General features: G+C 50.7%; 11 protein-coding genes and 1 pseudogene. 3 read left to right on the forward strand and 9 right to left on the reverse strand.

All coding sequences use genetic code 11. The features are described 5' to 3' along the window. The first annotated feature begins 119 nt into the window (after window positions 1-119). Complete coding sequence (gene gap, locus RGV86_RS02590; RefSeq protein ID WP_000048677.1) at window positions 120-1,121, forward strand: type I glyceraldehyde-3-phosphate dehydrogenase; 1,002 nt, start codon at window positions 120-122, stop codon at window positions 1,119-1,121. Window positions 1,122-1,237: 116 nt separating this feature from the next. Here the strand turns inward: gap and RGV86_RS02595 are convergent. The 5 genes and pseudogenes from RGV86_RS02595 to hrpA all read right to left on the reverse strand — a co-directional run. Further along, window positions 1,238-1,457 (reverse strand): annotated as a pseudogene (locus tag RGV86_RS02595) (aldehyde dehydrogenase family protein); the annotation flags it as partial. Window positions 1,458-1,526: 69 nt separating this feature from the next. Further along, entirely contained in the window at window positions 1,527-2,213 is a 687-nt protein-coding gene (locus RGV86_RS02600; RefSeq protein WP_001253647.1) for a DUF2931 family protein, read from the reverse strand. Between the two features lie 10 nt (window positions 2,214-2,223). After that, the gene (locus RGV86_RS02605) at window positions 2,224-3,912 is read right to left on the reverse strand and encodes a T6SS phospholipase effector Tle1-like catalytic domain-containing protein (RefSeq protein WP_000718747.1); all 1,689 of its coding nucleotides are present in this window, start codon (window positions 3,910-3,912) and stop codon (window positions 2,224-2,226) included. Window positions 3,913-4,438: 526 nt separating this feature from the next. Then, window positions 4,439-5,239: a DUF218 domain-containing protein YdcF gene (ydcF, locus tag RGV86_RS02610; protein WP_085460741.1), complete on the reverse strand. Its 801-nt coding sequence runs from the start codon at window positions 5,237-5,239 to the stop codon at window positions 4,439-4,441. Between the two features lie 271 nt (window positions 5,240-5,510). Beyond that, on the reverse strand, window positions 5,511-9,413 hold the full coding sequence (gene hrpA, locus RGV86_RS02615) for an ATP-dependent RNA helicase HrpA (protein ID WP_085460742.1): 3,903 nt from the start codon (window positions 9,411-9,413) through the stop codon (window positions 5,511-5,513). Between the two features lie 200 nt (window positions 9,414-9,613). On the opposite strand from hrpA, the gene azoR reads away from it, so the two are divergent. After that, on the forward strand, window positions 9,614-10,219 hold the full coding sequence (gene azoR, locus RGV86_RS02620; RefSeq protein WP_000048934.1) for an FMN-dependent NADH-azoreductase: 606 nt from the start codon (window positions 9,614-9,616) through the stop codon (window positions 10,217-10,219). A 140-nt stretch (window positions 10,220-10,359) separates the two neighbouring features. Here the strand turns inward: azoR and RGV86_RS02625 are convergent, their stop codons facing one another. The 4 genes from RGV86_RS02625 to RGV86_RS02640 all read right to left on the reverse strand — a co-directional run bounded on the left by RGV86_RS02625 (window position 10,360) and on the right by RGV86_RS02640 (window position 20,133). After that, the gene (locus tag RGV86_RS02625) at window positions 10,360-16,575 is read right to left on the reverse strand and encodes a pectate lyase-fold domain-containing protein (protein ID WP_309508420.1); all 6,216 of its coding nucleotides are present in this window, start codon (window positions 16,573-16,575) and stop codon (window positions 10,360-10,362) included. A 405-nt stretch (window positions 16,576-16,980) separates the two neighbouring features. Next, window positions 16,981-17,304 (reverse strand): YdbL family probable chaperone protein, encoded by a 324-nt coding sequence (locus RGV86_RS02630; RefSeq protein ID WP_000831643.1) that lies wholly within the window; start codon window positions 17,302-17,304, stop codon window positions 16,981-16,983. A gap of 7 nt (window positions 17,305-17,311) precedes the next feature. Continuing rightward, complete coding sequence (locus tag RGV86_RS02635) at window positions 17,312-17,497, reverse strand: YnbE family lipoprotein (RefSeq protein ID WP_000706311.1); 186 nt, start codon at window positions 17,495-17,497, stop codon at window positions 17,312-17,314. Continuing rightward, a complete protein-coding gene (locus RGV86_RS02640) occupies window positions 17,494-20,133 on the reverse strand; it encodes a YdbH family protein (RefSeq protein ID WP_000901013.1) in 2,640 nt (879 codons plus the stop codon). The genes RGV86_RS02635 and RGV86_RS02640 overlap by 4 nt, the downstream gene beginning before the upstream one ends. Window positions 20,134-20,340: 207 nt before the next feature. Between RGV86_RS02640 and ldhA the strand changes: the two genes are divergently transcribed. After that, a complete protein-coding gene (gene ldhA / locus RGV86_RS02645; RefSeq protein ID WP_000762235.1) occupies window positions 20,341-21,330 on the forward strand; it encodes a D-lactate dehydrogenase in 990 nt (329 codons plus the stop codon). Window positions 21,331-21,441 lie beyond the last annotated feature (111 nt).

Here is a 21,441-nt window from a genome sequence, read left to right on the forward strand (position 1 = left end):
TTCGCCCTTTTTCAGTACGTTACGTTTCGCTGCACGAATGTAGATTGCTCATCCCGCCATCCTGGTCTAAGCCTGGAAAGGATCAATTTTCACCCAAGAGTTCCTTACAGGAGAAAACCATGAGTAAAGTTGGCATTAACGGCTTTGGTCGTATCGGTCGACTGGTGTTGCGTCGATTACTTGAGGTCAAAAGCAACATAGACGTTGTCGCTATTAATGATCTCACATCCCCGAAAATTCTCGCCTATCTGCTGAAACATGATTCAAACTACGGCCCGTTCCCCTGGAGCGTTGATTTCACAGAAGACTCACTTATCGTCGATGGGAAAAGCATTGCGGTTTACGCCGAAAAAGAGGCGAAAAATATTCCGTGGAAAGCAAAAGGTGCAGAAATCATTGTCGAATGTACAGGCTTTTATACCTCTGCAGAAAAATCACAGGCGCATCTGGATGCTGGCGCCAGGAAGGTACTGATTTCCGCCCCTGCCGGTGAGATGAAAACTATCGTTTATAACGTCAATGACGACACTCTGGATGGCAACGACACCATTGTTTCCGTGGCGTCATGCACCACCAACTGTCTTGCGCCGATGGCCAAAGCCTTGCACGACAGTTTCGGAATAGAAGTCGGCACGATGACGACTATTCATGCCTATACCGGCACCCAGTCACTGGTGGATGGTCCGCGTGGTAAAGATCTACGCGCTTCACGTGCGGCGGCAGAAAATATCATTCCCCACACCACTGGCGCGGCAAAAGCCATTGGCCTGGTGATCCCGGAACTGAGCGGCAAACTGAAAGGCCATGCGCAGCGTGTACCCGTGAAAACAGGTTCGGTCACCGAACTGGTGTCTATTCTCGGGAAAAAAGTCACTGCCGAAGAGGTGAACAACGCGCTTAAAAAAGCGACAAACAATAACGAGTCATTTGGTTATACCGATGAAGAAATAGTCTCTTCCGATATCATTGGTAGCCATTTCGGTTCGGTGTTTGATGCCACGCAAACGGAGATTACCGCCGTGGGCGATCTACAACTGGTGAAAACAGTCGCCTGGTACGATAACGAATATGGGTTTGTTACCCAGCTTATTCGCACTCTCGAAAAATTCGCCAAACTCTGACAGATACAGGCGGAGAAAAATGCCTCCGCCTGTTTTACACATTATGACTGTAAATAGACTACCTGGGTTTGAAGGTACTCATGCAAGCCATGTTTACCGGTCACTAGAGCAGGCTACATTTTGTGGGCAATAAGGAAGAACGGGAAGTTCCACGGCAGAATACCGGTGGTCACGCCAAGAGCACGTTTAAACAGAATAATATGATCGCTTTGAATAATTTTTCCCTCATAACGCCACGCCCACTTCGATTTCAGCCAATTGCTGGCTCTTGCCCCCTTACTCGACAATCAGCGTACTGATTTCTCTGGCGCGTTCGCGGTATTGAAGTTTAACCCGTTAAAACAATCAGATTGATGCTCAAAAGGATCTCAAGAAGATCCTTTTGAGTTTTCTAATCGTTATGCCCTACCAGTTACCATACGGATAGGTTTTCCCTTTGATGAAATCTGGTGTCTTTCCGTAATAAACATACCCGTTAGGATGTTTCGTTACCCCTTTGCATATCAGCATATCATCCCCCGTCAGGGTAAGCTGCCGTGCTGGTTGCTGGAGTACGGATGGGTTCCCGTTATCCTCAAGCCAGATCCGTACAGTACCGCCTGGAGCAAGACCAACAGCCATTCGCTTCCGGTAGTAAGGTTTACCAGGATGATACGGGTCAGGATATGCCGTAGCCATCTGCTGCCACGTCTCCCGGCTGAACCAGATCTCCGTTTCATACGCTTTCTTGTCGATAACCGAGTCCCAGCACACCGTCATTCGTACCGGCAGTGCTTTTCCCCGGTTAAAATACCCGCCATACCCCCCTATCAAATCATGCCAGCGCCCGACACTCAGATCACTGATGTCCATAGGATCTAACCGACGGAAGATACTTTCCCGAATATCCCCGTCCTCCAGGTACACCATCGTCACTAGTGCAGGCAGATTTTTCGGGTATATAAAGCTAAAATTCCAGTTATCGTAAGGCAGCTTCTTTCCCCACTGCTCCACGCCGTCTCCCAGCAGCGTCTTTACGCCTGCCCGGCGGTCATGGCAGCCTGAAAGCAGAATGCCCCCCAGCACGGCCACCATCAGCGGTAATCGTCTCATCCCTTCCTCCTCAGAACAGTTCGTCCAGCACGTCCACGTTCGCCCGCGCCCGGTCTTCCCACTGCTGCTGGTCATCCATCCTCCACACCGTCCGCACCCACCCTTTGCCCGGAGCCATCGGCCACACGAACGAGCGGTCGTCAGTCGGCGCATAGTGGTTTCGCAGAAAAACCTCTCCCGAGGACGGACTCACCCACAGGCTCAGGTCCGAGTCGATGTTCCAGTTCGCCGAACAGTGCAGATAACGCCCGATGGTTCGCATCTCCTCCGCCGTGAAGCCCTCCGGCTCTGCGCCACGCCGGATCGCACGCCCCTGGGCTGTTGCTTTGTCACACAGGGGAACCAGCTCAGCAGGAAGAGCTGTGTCAGGGTTTTGCGGGTCAATATCTCCAAATATTACCCCGGCGTCCTGTGCCGCATCGAGCATCACCCGCATACACACCTTTTCCCAGTCGTTCGGCACCGCCCTGCGCGTCATAAACACCGCCGCGCCGGCTTTCTTCTCAAAAATAAACGCCCGAGCCTTGTCAAGGTTAACCAGCGGCCACGAAATCATTTTTGTCTCCACCTTACCGTGTGGCATCAGGTACTTCAGCGCCGGCAGTGAAAACAGCGCCTGACGCATCTTCTCCGCCTGACGGTACACCGCAGTCTGCGTCTCGTCCGCGCTCTCCGGTATCACGTCAAAGTCCGGCATCGTCAGCAGGGAAATCTCATCCTCGCCCGCGTTGTAGCCCCCGCCAATGTCCGAATGCGCCCCCGGCAGTGCCAGCTCCGGCCACATCCCCGCGATGCTGTTCAGACTGAAGTTATAACGGCACTCGTGCATTGCGCTTATCTGAAACACCTTCTGCGCCACGGAAGGACGCAGCTCAAGGTTGACACCAGGATTACTGCGTCCGTTAATATCGTAGAAATTCAGCAGGCTCCCGATGGCTGCCACTGTGTCAAAAAGCCCCAGAAAGCGCACCTCTCCCGCAGGTTTTCCATGGTATCTGGACATATCCAGCCCGTTCTCTATTGCAGCCACTATCGCCGTATCCTGGTTCATCACCCGGTTGGCAAAGTGCCGTGCCGCTGCCGCGCCGCGACTGAACCCGAACACATCAAACTGCACCTTCGCGATCGCCGCTTTATCGCGGTTACGACTGATAAATATATTCAGTGCGGAAGCAATTTTCTCAAGAGCTTCATCGGTCTTGGTCACCACTCCCTCAAACCGCCGGATAAGGCTGCTGCCCAGCCCCATCCCCAGCAACGAGTCGCTTTTCCCATCTGCCGTCCCGATGCCGCTGACGTAGGCTTTCACCTGCGCCTCCATCTCATCTTCACCAAGGGCAGTATCAGATTTGTAAAGGTCATTGAGCCGGGAAATATTGGTGATGCCGCCCTGCCAGCTGGCGTTGCCTGCCCCCTCTCTGGCGTGTTCTTCATACTTCGCGCACGCCCTGGCTCGTTCCTCACCGACCAAACCGGCGCAGTGGGCATACGCCAACCGCAGATCGTCTGCGTTTGCCCGGTTATTCCCGGTACCATCAAAGAACACCCCCACCGTCAGCGTGATCCCTCTGACCGGCACCCGCCGGCACCGGATGACTTTTCCACTGCATAAAACATCGGTGTAGTGCGTGTTCTCCCCGGTAGTTTCATACCGGTGATAGCCGGTATTACCCGGCTCAGTATTCTCGCCTGCTGCCATAAAAAATCCATTTTGTCTGAAAGGTTAAATCAGGCACATCATACTCCCCCCTTCAGTTCTTAAATAAAATCAACGCTCTATCTTCTGCACAAGATGCAGTTGCCATATTCAAATGTATGGATTCCTGGTGTTCACCGACAGCAACGGAGCCACTGATATGCTCTGTCACCCGGATTTAACGGGAGGATACAAGGTGCGGTGCCTGCCGTCCCTGAAGCGGAAGAGATACCGGAGTGCATCCGATCTGCTGAGCAATAGCATTCACAACAACTGAAGGTGTATTCAGGATAATGGCCCTGTATTGGTCATTCCAGCTAGCAGGGAAAGCTCGTCAGTAAGCAAACGCGACTCGTCCCGGTCAAAAAAGTCTGTTCCTGTGTAAACATCAATCATCGTAGATGACAGCATCGTGGAAAAACGATTCTGTGAAGGGTTTCATAAAAACAAGTGTGAAAGGAATAAAAGGCAGAAGTAAAAGTAAAGAGTCATGCCCGTTTGCCAACGGTATTTCACAAACGGGCAATTTTTAACGTAGTGAACGACTTTCCATCGCTTCAATAAGCACAGCGTCGTGTTTCAGCGTCTGCCAGGCCTGGGTGACTTCAGCGGGAAAGTCAACGTGAACGATAAAATCGCGCCCGCGTGGCCCATAGCCATCGCTATCATCGCGTAAACGCGGCAGCTCGCCAGTGAGTAGTGATAGATAACGCTCAACTGGCCATAATCCTTCCAGTGGATTAGCAAATGCAACACTGTCTGCGTCATTCACTAATTGTGGTATAAATCCCGGATAACTTAACCAGCGTGGTGCATCGGGGTTGTCCCCGGTCATACGTCGGAACGTCGCCATCGTGCGCCGCTGCATGGTGGGGTCCTGCACGACGATAGCCGTGTGAACCCGTTCTTTGGCCTGATTCAGTAACGCGATACTGAAGCGGGCATTTTCTCCGCAGTTTGTTGACTGGTCTTCAATCAAGATTTTTTCATGTGGAATATGCCAGAACTGATGGGCAATATCCGCCAGGATGGTAGCTTCTGACCTGCCTGTTGTGCGAATGGTGTTGTAATGCGGATGCCGGGCGATGGCACTGTATAAAAACGTTGTCGAGTGACCGATACCACCGCTGATCAGTAAAGGAATTTGCTGATCTCTGGCAATCTTGCAAGCGGCGTCGATAGTAGGGATAACCGCATTACCTGCAAGGATCACGCAATCAGCCTGATACGGAGCAGCACCGGAGAAATCATCCTGCGCCAGCCATCGACCGATAACGTTTATGGCATCTATGGTTGCCGGCGAAAGCGTCGGAAACGGGGTAATATTCATGGTTCCTCCTTCTCGTTCCCTTAAGAATACTGCGTGAGATAATAATGAGAAGCGGAGCACTCTGAAAGGAGGAAGTCGTATTTCGTTAACCGCCTCTGCGCAAACATGGCATATGTTTTACAGAAAAGCTGTAGATAAACATTATTCATCTTGCAGCAGAGAATTGTATTTTTCTGAACTCCTGAATTTTGCCCTTACCGTTTTTAGAATTAATATAAAACCCGGCGCTAAATGCTTACCGGGTTTTAGATTTATCAACCAGATTGCAGCGTTATCCGTTAATCTGCTCCATCGCCTGCAAAATACGCTTGTCAGAAATAGGATAAGGCGTACCAAGTTGTTGAGCGAAGTAACTGACGCGCAACTCCTCTATCATCCAGCGAATCTCTTTCACGTCTTCATCCTCACGACGTGCTGGCGGCAGTTTGTTGATCCACTGCTGCCACGCCTGCTGGACGTTTTCGACTTTCAGCATCTGAGCACGGTCACGATGCGGGTCAACCGCCAGTTTTTCCAGTCGTTTTTCAATCGCCTGCAAATAACGCAGCGTGTCACCCAGACGTTTGAAACCGTTACCGGTGACAAAACCGCGATATACCAGCCCGCCCATCTGCGCTTTGATATCTGAAAGTCCCAGCGCCATCGTCATATCAACGCGCCCTTTCAGGCGTTTATTGATATTGAACACCGCTGTGAGGATTTGCTCGACCTGCTTCGCAATATCCACCACCGTATCGTTCAGTTCGGCACGCACTTTTTCATGCAGCCCAGCAAAGCCTTCTTCCGTCCAGACAGGGCCACCGTTGGCATCGATCAATTTATCCACACCGCAGGAGATACAGTCGTCGATCAGATCCAGCACTTTGCCATACGGGTTAAAGTACAGCCCTAACTTGGCTTTGTTTGGTAACTTTTCATGCAAGTACTTGATCGGCGATGGAATATTCAGCAGTAGCAAACGGCGAAGACCGTTCCACATCGCTTGCTTCTGTTCCAGCGGATTATCAAACAGTTTGATCGCCACACTGTCGCGCTCATCCACCAGCGCCGGCCACGCCTTCACTTTGTAGTTGCCGCGCTTCTGCTCGTAGCTTTCCGGCAGTTGCCCAAAGCTCCAGATATGTAAGCCGCTCTGCTCGATACCGTCATCCGCCACCGCAGACAGCGTTTCCTGCACTTTGCCTTTCAGCGCGTCTTTCAGATCTTGTAGCGAGCGCCCTTCTTTTAGCTTCTTGTTTTTGTCATCCACCACGCGGAAGGTGATTTTCAGGTGATCGGGCACCTGATCCCAGTGCCAGTCCTCGCGGTCAACGGTAACGCCGGTCATCCGCCGCAGCTCGCGCTCAAGGCTGTCGAGCAACGGCAGCTCCAGTGGCGTGACGCGGCCTAAGAACGCTTCGGCGTAGTTTGGCGCGGGTACAAAATTACGCCGTACCGGTTTCGGCAACGATTTAATCAGAGCAATCACCAGTTCGCGGCGCAGACCGGGGATCTGCCACTCAAAACCGCTCTCTTCCACTTGGTTAAGTAACGGCAGCGGAATATGTACCGTCACGCCGTCCGCATCCGCCCCCGGCTCAAACTGATAACTTAAACGCAGCTTGAGATTGCCCTGATGCCAGAAGTTCGGGTAATCCAGCTTGCTGATTTTTTCCGCCCCTTCTTTGATCAACATGCTCTTTTCAAAGTTCAGCAAATCAGGCGTTTCGCGGCTGACTTTTTTCCACCAGCTGTCGAAGTGACGTGCGGAGATCACATCGTGGCTGATGCGCTGGTCGTAAAACTCAAACAACGTTTCGTCGTCCACCAGAATATCGCGCCGACGTGATTTGTGTTCCAGCTCTTCTACTTCCGCCCGCAGTTTCAGGTTTTCGCGGAAGAATACGTGCCGCGTCTGCCAGTCACCTTCCACCAGCGCGTGGCGAATAAAGAGTTCACGACATAATGCCGGATCAATCTGGCTGTAGTTGACCTTACGCGCAGCAACAATTGGCAACCCGTAAACGGTGACTTTTTCCGTTGCCATCACCGCGCCTTGCGCCCGTTCCCAGTGCGGTTCGCTGTAGGTGCGTTTAATCAAATGCTGAGCGACGGGTTCTACCCATTCCGGATCGATGCGTGCCGCAATACGCCCCCACAGACGGCTGGTTTCTACCAGTTCCGCCACCATTACCCATTTCGGTGGCTTTTTGAATAAACCAGAACCGGGGAAGATGGAGAAACGCGCGTTACGTGCGCCGGTATATTCCTGTTTATCGGCATCTTTCATGCCGATATGCGAAAGCAAACCGGTCAGTAAGGCGATATGAATTTCGCGATACTCCGCCGGTTCGCTGTTAACCGGAATGCCAAGTTCTTTTACTACCTGGCGCAACTGGGTGTAGATATCCTGCCATTCGCGCACACGCAGATAGTTGAGATAATCGGTACGACACAGGCGACGGAAGGCGTTTGAAGAAAGCGCCTTTTGCTGCTCGCCAAGATAATTCCACAGATTCACAAACGCCAGGAAGTCAGACTCTTTGTCGTGGAAGCGACGATGTTTTTCGTCCGATGCCTGCTGTTTGTCCATCGGACGTTCGCGCGGATCCTGAATGGAGAGCGCGGACGTGATAATCATCGCCTCACGCACGCAGCCATGTTTTTGCGCTTCCAGCACCATACGCGCCAGACGTGGGTCGACAGGCAACTGCGAGAGCTGACGACCGAGCGGCGTCAGTTTATAGGCGCTGGCCTGTTCATCAGTGGTGATCGCGCCCAGCTCTTCGAGCAGACGCACACCGTCCTGAATATTGCGTTTATCCGGCGCTTCGACAAACGGGAACGCGGCAATATCGCCCAGCCCCAGCGCGGTCATCTGCAAAATAACCGAGGCCAGGTTGGTACGCAGAATTTCCGGGTCGGTAAACTCCGGGCGCGAGAGAAAATCGTCTTCGGAATAGAGACGAATACAGATCCCTTCTGACACACGTCCGCAGCGACCTTTACGCTGATTAGCAGAAGCCTGCGAAATCGGCTCAATCGGCAAACGCTGCACTTTCGTGCGATAGCTATAGCGGCTGATACGCGCCGTACCGGGGTCGATAACGTATTTAATACCCGGTACGGTCAGCGACGTTTCCGCGACGTTGGTCGCCAGCACAATGCGCCGTCCGCTGTGCGACTGGAAGACGCGGTTTTGTTCGCTGTTAGATAGTCGTGCGTAAAGCGGCAAGATTTCGGTATGACGCAGATTCAGCTTGTTCAGCGCATCGGCGGTATCGCGAATTTCCCGCTCGCCGCTCATAAAGATCAGGATATCACCAGGGCTTTCCTGGCTTAGCTCTTCTACGGCATCGAAAATAGCCTGCAACTGGTCGCGTTCGGTGTCATCCGCTTCTTCAACAATCGGACGATAGCGCACTTCCACCGGATAAGTGCGACCGGAGACTTCGATGATCGGCGCATTATTAAAGTGGCGTGAGAAACGTTCAGGATCGATGGTCGCCGAGGTGATGATCACTTTCAGATCTGGACGACGCGGCAGCAACTCTTTCAGATAACCGAGCAGAAAATCAATGTTCAGGCTACGCTCGTGCGCTTCGTCGATGATGATAGTGTCATACTGCATCAGCAGGCGATCCTGCTGGATTTCCGCCAGCAAGATACCGTCAGTTATCAGTTTGACCATCGTATTGTCGCTTACGTGATCGCTAAAACGAACCTTATAACCGATACAACCACCGGGCTCGGTCTGCAACTCTTCAGCAATACGGTTCGCTACCGTTCGTGCCGCCAGGCGACGCGGCTGGGTATGGCCGATCAGCCCTTTAATCCCGCGCCCCAGTTCCATACAGATTTTCGGTAACTGGGTGGTTTTACCGGAACCCGTTTCACCGGCGACAATGACGACCTGGTGATCGCGAATCGCTTCGAGAATGTCCTGTTTTTTCTGACTAACCGGTAAATTTTCCGGATAAGTAATCTCCGGACGCGCCGCTTCACGCAGCAGGACTTTCCCTGCTGCCAGGTCAATCTCTTTTGCCATTTCCTGGAAAATAGCCTGTTGTGCATCAGGATTTTTAACCTTCTTCACACCATGCAGACGGCGGGAAAAACGCAGTCTGTCGCGCAGCATCAGCGAATCCAGCCGCTGCTGCAAAGCAGTAAAGGTCAATTTTTGTTGTTCTGTCATAACGTTAGTGGGCAGTAGTCTGCCTGATTAATTTTCTTTTAAATGATAGATATAGAGTACCACATCGCGGCTTTCTATGCGTTGTTCAATAAATTCGAACATAGACTTCGATTTATTGCGCTATCTCTGTGGCAGGATTGTGAATAAAGTGTCAACAAGCAACGGGGCATCGCCCATTCAAACATCTATAAGGAAACACCATGAGCAAGGTATTAGTTCTTAAATCCAGCATCCTGGCAGGGTACTCTCAGTCTAATTTGTTGTCCGATTATTTTGTTGAACAATGGCGCGAAAAGCACACTGCTGATGAAATCACCGTGCGTGATCTGGCTGCAAATCCGATTCCGGTGCTGGATGGCGAACTGGTTGGCGCTCTGCGTCCGAGCGATGCGCCGCTGACCCCGCGTCAGCAGGAAGCTCTGGCTCTTTCCGATGAGCTGATTGCCGAGCTGAAAGCCCATGACGTTATCGTAATTGCGGCACCGATGTACAACTTCAACATCTCGACTCAGCTGAAAAACTATTTTGACCTGGTTGCGCGTGCAGGCGTTACTTTCCGCTACACCGAGAACGGTCCGGAAGGTCTGGTAACCGGTAAAAAAGCCATCGTGATTACCAGCCGTGGCGGTATCCATAAAGATGGGCCGACGGATCTGGTGACGCCGTATCTGTCTACATTCCTGGGCTTTATCGGTATTACCGATGTGAAATTCGTCTTTGCGGAAGGTATTGCCTACGGTCCGGAAATGGCGGAGAAAGCGCAGGCAGACGCCAAAGCAGCAATTGACGAAGTTGTTACAGCATAAGTTTTAAGAGGCCTCCTGCAACTGTGGGAGGCTTTTTATTGTTATCCCTGAACGACCTCTTGAGGAGGTTGTTTAGGGATAACGATAAAAAAAACCGCAACCTGTATCAGCGTTGCGGTTTTTGTGTCGCAGATTAAAAATCAGAACGTTTTCTTAAAGTTCAGCATCACGCCTTTATCGCTGATGCCGTCCTCTTTCCAGTGGTAAGCGTCCAGATGCAGCGAACTTTCTTTGCTGCTGTACTTCACGCCAACGCTTGCCAGGCTATTGATACCGCCGCCCTTCTGCCCGTCGTCAACATTAAAGTACTGACTGCCAGCTCCGGCAAGACTTGCTGTACGCTGGCTCTTCGCATAACTCAGGTTTGGGCCACCTTCCAGCGTCGCGTTCGCGCTCCAGCCGTCTTTACCTGCGTAGTCCAGTTTCAGGCCAACGATGCCGTCCACCGCCGTTTCGCTGCCGCTGTTCATATTCAGGTTAAAGTCACCGGCGTTGCGTTCCTGATAACCGCCTTCCAGCGTGTGGCGCAGTTTCACTCCGGCATACGGCGTTATTTTCAACCCTTCGCGTGGTTCAAAGGTTTTCGCCCCTTCGCTGCGGAACTCCAGGTACTGCTGTTTCACGTTGGTATCGGCTGTTTTACTGACGTCGCCGTAGGCTACGGCACGGCTGCTGTCGAGGTTATGAACATCATAACGCAGGGCGTTATTCCAGCTCATCCCGTTTTCGAACGCCATCTGGTGCTTCAGTCCAAAGAACTGGCTGTAGCCGCCGGTTACGCCGTTGTCCCCTGCCGAGTCAGAACCGTTACCATCCAGACGGGCGATCCCATACTCCAGGCTCAGGCTCTGGCTTTCACTCAGGTCGAGAGTTTTACGCAGCGCCAACATGTCATATTGCGTGTCGTTGCCCAGTTCCGCGCGCGGATCGCCTTTTGCCACCACGTTGAACGCCAGACCGTTGCCCACCTTCGGTGCGGCATCCGCCAGCATACTGAAGCGGTTGCTTAACACCCGTGCTTCACGGAATACGGTGGTCGCCTGACTGCCGCTGATTTGCTTAAGCGCACTGTTAAGCTCCGCCGTGGTGCCTACGTTCAGACTGGTGTATAGCTCGTTATTGGTGTAACCCGCGTCCAGCGCCTGCGCAACATCATTCACCGAGGCATCGGTAGCCACATCGGTATAAGCGTTTTTGTTCATGGTGACGTCAACGTTACCGCTGGCATCGGTGCTACCCTGCGCATTCCACACCACAGAGGTGGAGGTGATGGCATCAGCATCCGTCAGGTTACTGCCCTGCACCACGTTATCGAAGGTGACTGTGGTGTCTGCTGTGCCTGCGGCGAAGCCGGTGTTGATTTCCACGCCGCTCATGCTGGCATTGTTTACTTTCAGCTTACCGGCGCTGCCATCAGCGTTGGTTCCCACAACGTAGCCGTTGAGGCTGTTGGTGCCGCTCTCTTCGCCCGTTGTGTTATCAACAAACGATGTCACCGTGGTATTCGGCACATCCGGCAACGTGTAATCGCCGTAATGGACTTCGGTGGAGTTACCGTTGTTACCGTTAATACCTTCCACGTTCACGCTGTCGCCCTGTTTGATCAGGCCTGACCCGGTTACGCCATCGGCGATCACTACCGTACCGTTGTTGACTACGTGGCCATTCGTCCCCAGCACACTGAACGCATAAGAATCATTGGCATAGATATTAATGGTGCCATTGTTCTCAATAACTGCGTCCGCCGTGGCATTGGCATCCAGTTGCATACCAATCAGGCCGGTATCGGTCGTGCCTTCCGTTCCCAGATTAATAATGCCCTTATTGACCAGTTGCGCGTTATTATTCCCTTCCATCGCCACGGTATTATTGCCGCTGATGTTCATGGTGCCGTCATTCTGCGCGACATAGTTGGTGTGCGTGAATTTCACGGCGCTGGCGTTATCATGATCGAAATTAATCTCGCCTTCACTCATGTTCCAGAAGAACGCGTCCGTAGCTGCGGCGTTACTGGCGCTGACAACGACTGATTTGGCGATTGAATCCACTTTACCATTGTTAATAAAGCGCCCGTTCCCCCCCCAAATATTGACTGCGCCGTTGTGGGAGGAGTTCGTCAGTGACATATGCCCGGTGTTGTAGAGCGTGCCAGACTGGTTGATGTGAACGGCGTTTTTGTTGTTATCGAGAATAAATTCGCCGTGGTTGTTAAAAACGGCATTGTTATCGATTTCCAGCATCCCGGCATTATTGTCTTCGCTGCTGTTGCCCAGAATCCAGGTGCCGTCGTTATTCACCACTGCATTATTGGTTAATTTAGAACCATGTTTTACAATGCCGTCTTTTTGGTTATTGAAGATGCCGTTCTGCTGGTCGATGCGACTGGTGACGGTGCCGCTGTTGTTAAAGACGCCCGCTTTCTGCACCAGTTTATTAACCGTGCCAGAGTTGTTCACCTGCGAAGTATTTTTGCCAGCATACATTGTTACCTGGCCAGAAACCGTGCCATCGTTATTCAGCGTGCCGCCATCAACATCGATATTGCTAAGTGTACCCGCGTTATCGACCTCTCCGCCTTCGTTCAGTTTAATCTGGTTGTTGATATTTCCTGTTGCGGTATTTTCCAGTTCACCGTTCAGCACCGTCACCACTGGGCCAGAAATCGTACCGGAGTTGATGACGCTGCCTGGCGTGGTGTTAGTAATCACCACAGACTGAGCGAAATTCGTTGACTGCCCTTCGGTGCTGAGCGTGTCTCCCCCGGTGTAGACCAGGCTAACTGCCGGATCGGTCGGGTTATACTCACTGGAATTTTCACAAACGCCCAGCGTGCAAATGGTACCGTAATTAATAATGGTGCCTGAACCGTCGGTATAAAAAGCCTGGCCGACACCGGTATTAATATTAATCACGCCGGTCTTGTCGTTAATCGCCACGCCACTGCCAATCGCGCCCATCGCAAATAGCTGGTTATCCTGCTGCTTAGTGACGTCTTCATCCGCCGTCAGATTGATAGTGCCCTGGTTTACCGCTGTACCGCCATTAAGTGCTAGCATACCAAAACCTTCATTCTTGACGTTGATGGTTCCGGTATTTAGCCCGGTAGCATCAGCCCAACCGGCGTCGGTTGAGCCTATCAGCATACCACCGCCCATCAAGTAAACAGTATCAGTTTGCCAATAAGTTTCACTGGTGATATCGCCGTTCTCATCCATAGTCGGAATAAAGCTATCGACGTTTATTTCTCCGTCATTGCTGGCGGTACCTTTTGATGCAGAAACCCCATAGGTTCCTGCACCACGCAGATTGATTGTCGCGCCACTTTGGTTTTCGGCTTCCCCATAACCGCTTGCGAGCACCGCGTAGTAGGTTCTGTTAAGCCATCCCAGGGGATAAACGCCTTCTCCCCCTCCACCAACTGGAGAGAGCGTAGATGTCAGATTAATTACCCCACCTGAGGCATTGGATGCGAAGCTATCTTGCCCGTTAGAGCGCATTACTGCTGTTTTACCATCACTCGAACTGTCTGTTCCGGTTTTAACATTCATTGTTCCAGTATTGACGATCCTGGCACCGCTAACAGCAGTCATGATTTCTTTCGCCGCCGAGGCGTTAATGATTCCTTTATTCTCTGCACTCGAACCAATACCATTCGCCGAAATGATCGAGTTATGACCAAAAAAATTGGAGTCGCGAACCGGGCTGAAAATATCCGTAACGGAATTTTCATCAATTATAACCTGACCGCCTCCCGTAACATAAAAAAGCGACACTGTACTGCGCACTGCGGTAACATCCAGAACAGAATGCCCACTGATATTAACCGTACTCTTACCAGAGACATTAATACCATTAATAACATGACCGCCGGTATCCCCTGTTATATTTATACCGCCATTCAGATTAATGACATTATCATCCCCAATAACAACCACACCATCCAGTTCAGGCTGTTCGTCGTGTGCAGCACCAAATAAAGGAGAGTAGGCTTCAATATTTAAATTACCGCTTAAATTAACCGTGTTATTTTCACCGGTAACAATTAAACCGTTAAGATGTTCATCGGATGTCGTCGGCGATGTGCTCATATCTGAGGCCAGATTGATGTCACCCTCCAGCGTTACCTGGCTATCATTTCCGGCAATACTTATGCCCGTCGCCCCCTGGAAATTACCGCTGTCATCCCGCTCATGCGTGACATTTATATCGCCACGCAGAGACACCAGTTCACGATCGCCAACGAGGGAAACACCAATGGCATTTTGCGAAACATTAAGTTCACCGATGTTACCGAACTGCTCATCATCACCTTCGATCAGTACACCAACAGAATCTTTGTCGATAACGGTGATTTTACCAGTATTGCCAATTTTGGCATTTTTACCTTTTATATCAATACCATGCGAGGAACCACTGACGTAAAGATCGCCGTTCTGAAGAATGCTTACATCATCACCCATAACTCGCGTTCCGACGGTATTTTTACCATCTACGGACATATCACCGGAAATTTCAAGATTGTTGCCGTTGCCAGATAAATTTACGCCCGTCGCATTTTCGCCCGCAATGCTCAGCTCATACGTTGTCAGCGTGATGCTGTTATCGTTGCCGTTTACTTCCAGACCCGTAGTGGCGTCGTTAACAGACATCTTGCCTGAAAGTGAAACACTACCTTCGTTACCGGCAACTTTAATCCCTGTACCGCTATTGTTAGTGGTGATATCCCCCACGTTGACAAAGGTTGCATTATCGCCATCGATCAGTACACCGAATGGATTACCTTCGTGCCCCTTATCACCAACAGTAATATCACCAATGTTCATGAACGTGGCGTCACTGCCATCCAGCAATACGCCGATGGATTTATCATCCACCACGGTAATATTGCCTTTGTTACTGACAATGGTGCCATTCCCCGTAACGTCAATACCGTGTGCAGCGTCACTGACGTAAAGATCGCCTTCCTGCTTGATAAGTGCGTCATTACCAACAATTTTGGTCGCTGCCGAGTTTTCGCCATCGACGGTCATATTCCCTTTATTATCGATAGCGGCATCGTCACCGTTAATCAGACTACCGGTACCGCCGTTGGTAAATATGGCGTCGCCCTGGGTATTAATCGTCGAGTTGTTGCCGTTAACAATAACGGCTGTACCGCCATTCACTTCGGTTTCGCCATTGTTATTGATGGTGATGTCATCACCAGTCAGGATACCCACCACGGAACCTTCGCCAATCGCAGTGGTTTTCCCGTCATTGTTCAGAACAATATTATCGCCTTCCACGGTCATTACCGTACCGCCATTCAGCGCAGTGTTGCCGCCCAGGTCGGTAATAATGGCGTCACTCACTTTGATATCGTTGCCTGTTGTTCCATCAACCACCACGCCGGCTTCTTTGGTGATGTGGATTTTGCCTTCGTCGTCGTAGCTCCAGATGATTCCGCCCGCTTTGTTAACGCCTTCGAAGACTGCCGTGTTGCTGTCTTCATTTACTTTCCACTGCTTAACGATTGTCTGGCGACCATCTTTTGCCGTCAGGGTATAGCTGCCATCCGCATTCTCGGTGTAGGTAAAGGTTGCATTACGGATCTGCACCGTTTTTTCAGCTTGATCCCAGGTAACGTTGTTGTTGTATTTGATCGGATCCGGTTTGTCATCCGGCGGTACTGGCGTGTCTCCGCCATCGTCTGGCGGTACTGGTGTGTCTCCGCCATCGTCCGGCGGTACTGGCGTGTCTCCGCCATCGTCCGGCGGTACTGGTGTGTCTCCGCCATCGTCCGGCGGTACTGGCGTGTCTCCGCCATCGTCCGGCGGTACTGGTGTGTCTCCGCCATCGTCCGGCGGTACTGGCGTGTCTCCGCCATCGTCCGGCGGTACTGGCGTGTCTCCGCCATCGTCCGGCGGTACTGGCGTGTCTCCGCCATCGTCCGGCGGTACTGGCGTGTCTCCGCCATCGTCTGGCGGTACTGGCGTGTCTCCGCCATCGTCTGGCGGTACTGGTGTGTCTCCGCCATCATCCGGTGGTACTGGTGTATTACCGCCATCATCCGGCACCGGAGACGGATCGTCGTGATGATTATTATCATCGTGTAGGGCATAGACCGCGACACCAGTTACTACCGCCGCCAGACCAGCGGCGGCCCAGGGTAAAACGGCACTGTCTTTAAGATCTCTACATTCTGCAGGTAAATGTTCAAGCTGTTCTTTATTTAATATTTGAATATTTGCCGGACATGATATTTTGCTGGATTTCCGTGTTTCGTCTGCTGACTCGGTTGTAGTGGTATCCGCAGCCCATGTCTGGCTACTTAACGCCATCGCAACACATACAGACAACAATTTTTTCCTTTGCATATATAACTCCTTAAAAAATAGTTCCCGCGTAACAAACTACGCAAAACGTAAAAACAGAAAGCACTAAATGCCTGCAACGAAACATTCATTAAATAATAGTTATGTTATTTGTATGGTGAATATTAAGTCGAAGCAGTTTAAAAACCACATCAGAGCATTTATTAAATTATATTCTGCGAGCAAGTCATTTCAAACAATAATTAAAAACAGGCGAGAAAAAGACATTAATAATCCATTTACATCATGAATAGATTATTGGCTCACATCCACACAAATGATGAATTGTAATTAACAGACGAGATAATAATAGAATATATAAACAGATCTGTTAATAAGACCTGCTTGGCTAAAAACACAAAGAATCATATAAACATATGTAATAAACATGTTGTTGTGAAATATAATTTATTTTCGCAACCATATACCATTAATCCCCTGTACATATTCACCCGGCTTCGCACGCGCGACAAGTTTTTGCCCTGCCAGTTTCGCTATCTCATCTGTGGATACATTATTCTGTTTTGCCAGTTGCTGGTAACTACGATTACGAGCTTCATTAATATCTCTTACCAATGCCTGTGTTTCAGCATCCGTTTCCAGCGCCACCAGGTAACCATTAAGCGTTTCACCGACCCGCCCCTGACTTCTGGCTTCATTCAGAGTTAATGCCATCGCACTGCTACTCATCAGGCCAATAATCCACACTATTATGAGTAATGTTCTTTTCATCATGACCTCAAAAAAGATCGCTACGAGTTTTAAGCAGGTCTTCAACATCTTTGTCCGCTTTGATGATGATCTCATGCTCAATTTTAACGTTCATATTAATGGTGATTGGCTCCTTCGGCGCAGCCACCTCTATGCGCGGAGTGCAACCAACCAACATAAAAGAGGACGCGAGCGCGGCTATCACTATTTTCATTGTTTTTCCTCACATTCTTTTCCTGACGGGCAGTCATTTTCCGGGATACGGGCATTCTGTTCCAGCCACGCCTGGAGATTATCGCCAAAGCGTAAACTGCGCCATAACGTAAAAATATTCTCTTCGTGACTGTAATTAAGATTCACAGTGCCTGTTTTGCCATCAACCCGACTATTACCGCTAATCGTTGCCTGCATGGTTAACACACCGAGATTATCTAAATTAATTTTTGTCGATGATCGATTAATTTCCATATAGCGCAACCAGTTGATGGCGGTTCCAGCGGTCATATTGTCTTTTGCTACTGCATCCGCAGTGTCTTTATCCAGACGTAAGGTCATTGGCCCGCTATTTGCCAGCCAACCGTCTTTCACTATCCATTTTTCATTGTTTAGCCATAACGGCAGTGCACCACTAAATGCCCCGGACATGGCGAATTGTTTCGGATTGACGGCGCTAACCAGTTCGCTGGATGAGAGATTATTCAGCCGCAACAGCGCCGGGTCATGTTGCGGCATACGTAATTGTTTCATCAGCACGTTACCGCCTAACACATCGACGCTAACATCAGTCAACAGCAATGGTTCTTCTTCTGTCCACGGATAGCGCCCTTGCAAATCAGCCGTAATATTTTTCGCTGTCACCAGATTAATCACTTCGGCAATTCGCAACGTAACGGGGCCGCGAGTCCCCAGATGCCAGGCTCCATCGGCAAAACGGAAAGGCAGGACAAAATCGACACCGTTAACCTGATTATCTGGCATCCAGGCACTACCGCCTTTCAACACGCCGTGCCCTCCCGCGCGGAATCCTTGTTCCGGCGCAGCTGAAAATGCGACCTGGGCATACAGTTCGCCATCGCGTAAGTTCATCTTCCAGTCGGGTGGCACCAGCGGCTGGAATACAGTCAGTGATTGTTTAGGCCACCAGGCGTTACCGCGCAGACGAATACCGTCCCAGCGACCATTTACCCGAACCGGACCAATCTCGCCAGCATGTAAATCGCCTTTGAAGAGGAAATAAGTTGGTTCGCGCCCTTCAACACTAAATTTTAAGGTTGATGGCGGTAACACGCTGCCCCCCGTGAAAAGCGTTTGCCCTGCATCCAGCGAAAGCGCACCACTAAAAGACGGATTCTGCGTGTCGCGTACCCAGACAACAGGTTTCTCAAGAATTAAGCGCGGCTTTTCTACCGTCATCGTGCCATATTGCAACTGGTCGAAACCGGTCGAAAGATCGGTAAGCGTAATCGTGCTGTCATGCCACTCACCTTTTCCTGCGACATCCCAGGTGGCATTCATCGGGGTAAAACTGCCTTTTCCCCAGTAACGCCACTGCCAGCGTCCTGCATCAGGGAGAAAATCATTCGCCTGACCATCCATATGCAGCACAAAGTCGCCCAGTTCATTTTCATGTGCCTGCAAAATGGCCTGTAAACGCCCGTCAATACCACGTTGGGTGACTTTTACTCCCGCTAAAGGCCAGCGAATTTCATCGATGTCCAGTGAATCGATGACTCTTCCCTTTGAACGTAATAACGCGCCAGGTTCAAAGGCCAGCGTTGGGTCAGCCAGACTTCCGCTTAGCTGCGCCGGTAAGCGAGCATATAAAATAAGATCCGCCTGTTTCGCTTCACCGGTCAGTTGCAGTGGCATCTGACTGTTATCCATGCTTAATTTTCCTGGGCCAAAATTAAGCACCGCATTGCCCTTACCTGCTTGCCCCTGGGTCAGCACACTCAGTCGACCACTAACCCATGCGTTCTCAAGCCCGGCCTGCCAGTTATCGACTTTGACACCCAATCGCCCACTAAGGGGAAAACCTTCATATGGCCAGCTCCAGCGACCATCACTGACAGTCAATTGCTGACGGGTAATTTCCCACGGTAAATCGAGCAACGGATCGCCGGTATCTCGTGCCATCACAATCAATTGCCCGCTATTTTCCTGCCACTCGAGTTCAGCATCCACCAGCGACGGTTCCTGCGGCAAATTCAACGTCGCGGTAGCATGACCACTTACAGGAAGCCCATCCGGCACTAGCGGCAGAGTAAATTCCCCCACCAGTTTTACCAGCGGCTGATTTTCAAACGCGGCAACATCCAGTTCGCTGACTGTAAATTGTTGCCCTTTAAGCAGGCCTTGAAATTTAACTTTTTCGCCCTGATAACGCAGTTGCTGGATATCAGAGGTTAATGCGAGAGAGAGTTTTCCCTGCCATTCCTGCCAGGGAGAAAAAATCAGTTTATCGATATTGATCCAGGTGTTAGGCAACATGGCCTGCCACTGCGCGAGGGTTTTCGGGGCGGCTGGAGATTGCTCTGTCTGCGGCAATTTCGCCAGGCAAGCAGAATCAAGTTCTACCGTGCCAACGTTCAATAACCAGCGGCTGGGATGTGAAAGGCTGGCGTTGGTGATATGCGCAAGCTGACAATCTCCCACCAGATAACGGAGATCGGGAATGATTAAACCTTTACGCGTAATGCGTGGGCTTTCATCTAATGCAATACGTGTCCCGAGCGGTAGCCAGATGCCCACCAGCGTGGGAACCCACAATCCGAGCGTCATTAGCAACGTCAACGGCACAAGAATAATCAGTAATAGCAGCGCGAGAACAGCTTTATATTTACCCAACATGGGTAGTTAATATCCTGATTTAGCGAAAAATTAAGCGTTCAATACGGGTATTGTGGCATGTTTAACCGTTCAGTTGAAGGTTGCGCCTACACTAAGCATAGTTGTTGATGAATTTTTCAATATGGTCATAGCTTTCAATTATATTTTAAATTTTGTAAAATATTTTTAGTAGCTTAAATGTGATTCAACATCACTGGAGAAAGTCTTATGAAACTCGCCGTTTATAGCACAAAACAGTACGACAAGAAGTACCTGCAACAGGTGAACGAGTCCTTTGGCTTTGAGCTGGAATTTTTTGACTTTCTGCTGACGGAAAAAACCGCCAAAACCGCCAATGGCTGCGAAGCGGTATGTATTTTCGTAAACGATGACGGCAGCCGCCCGGTGCTGGAAGAGCTGAAAAAGCACGGCGTTAAATATATCGCCCTGCGCTGTGCCGGTTTCAATAACGTCGATCTTGATGCGGCAAAAGAACTTGGGCTGAAAGTAGTCCGTGTTCCAGCCTACGATCCGGAAGCCGTCGCTGAACACGCTATCGGTATGATGATGACGCTGAACCGCCGTATTCACCGCGCGTACCAGCGTACCCGTGACGCCAACTTCTCTCTGGAAGGTCTGACTGGCTTTACCATGTATGGCAAAACAGCGGGCGTTATCGGCACCGGTAAGATCGGTGTGGCGATGCTGCGCATTCTGAAAGGTTTTGGTATGCGTCTGCTTGCGTTCGATCCGTACCCAAGTGCGGCGGCGCTGGAACTTGGTGTGGAGTATGTTGATCTGCCGACCCTGTTCTCTGAATCAGACGTTATCTCCCTGCACTGCCCACTGACGCCGGAGAACTACCACCTGCTGAATGAGGCAGCGTTTGAACAGATGAAAAACGGCGTAATGATCGTCAACACCAGTCGTGGCGCATTGATTGATTCTCAGGCGGCAATTGAAGCTCTGAAAAACCAGAAAATTGGCTCGCTGGGGATGGACGTGTATGAAAACGAACGCGATCTGTTCTTTGAAGATAAATCCAACGACGTGATCCAGGATGACGTGTTCCGTCGTCTGTCTGCCTGCCATAACGTGCTGTTTACCGGACACCAGGCATTCCTGACGGCAGAAGCTCTGACCAGTATTTCCCAGACCACGCTGCAAAACTTAAGCAATCTGGAAAAAGGCGAACCCTGCCCGAACGAACTGGTTTAATCTTGCTGCTCCCCTGCAAGTCAGGGGAGCTTATTCAGATAATCCCCAAAGATCTTTCATCCTCTATTCTTAAAATATGTTTTGCAGGACGGATAAGACGCGTCGCGTTGC

The organism is Escherichia ruysiae (assembly GCF_031323975.1).
GTDB classification, from domain to species: Bacteria; Pseudomonadota; Gammaproteobacteria; order Enterobacterales; family Enterobacteriaceae; genus Escherichia; species Escherichia ruysiae.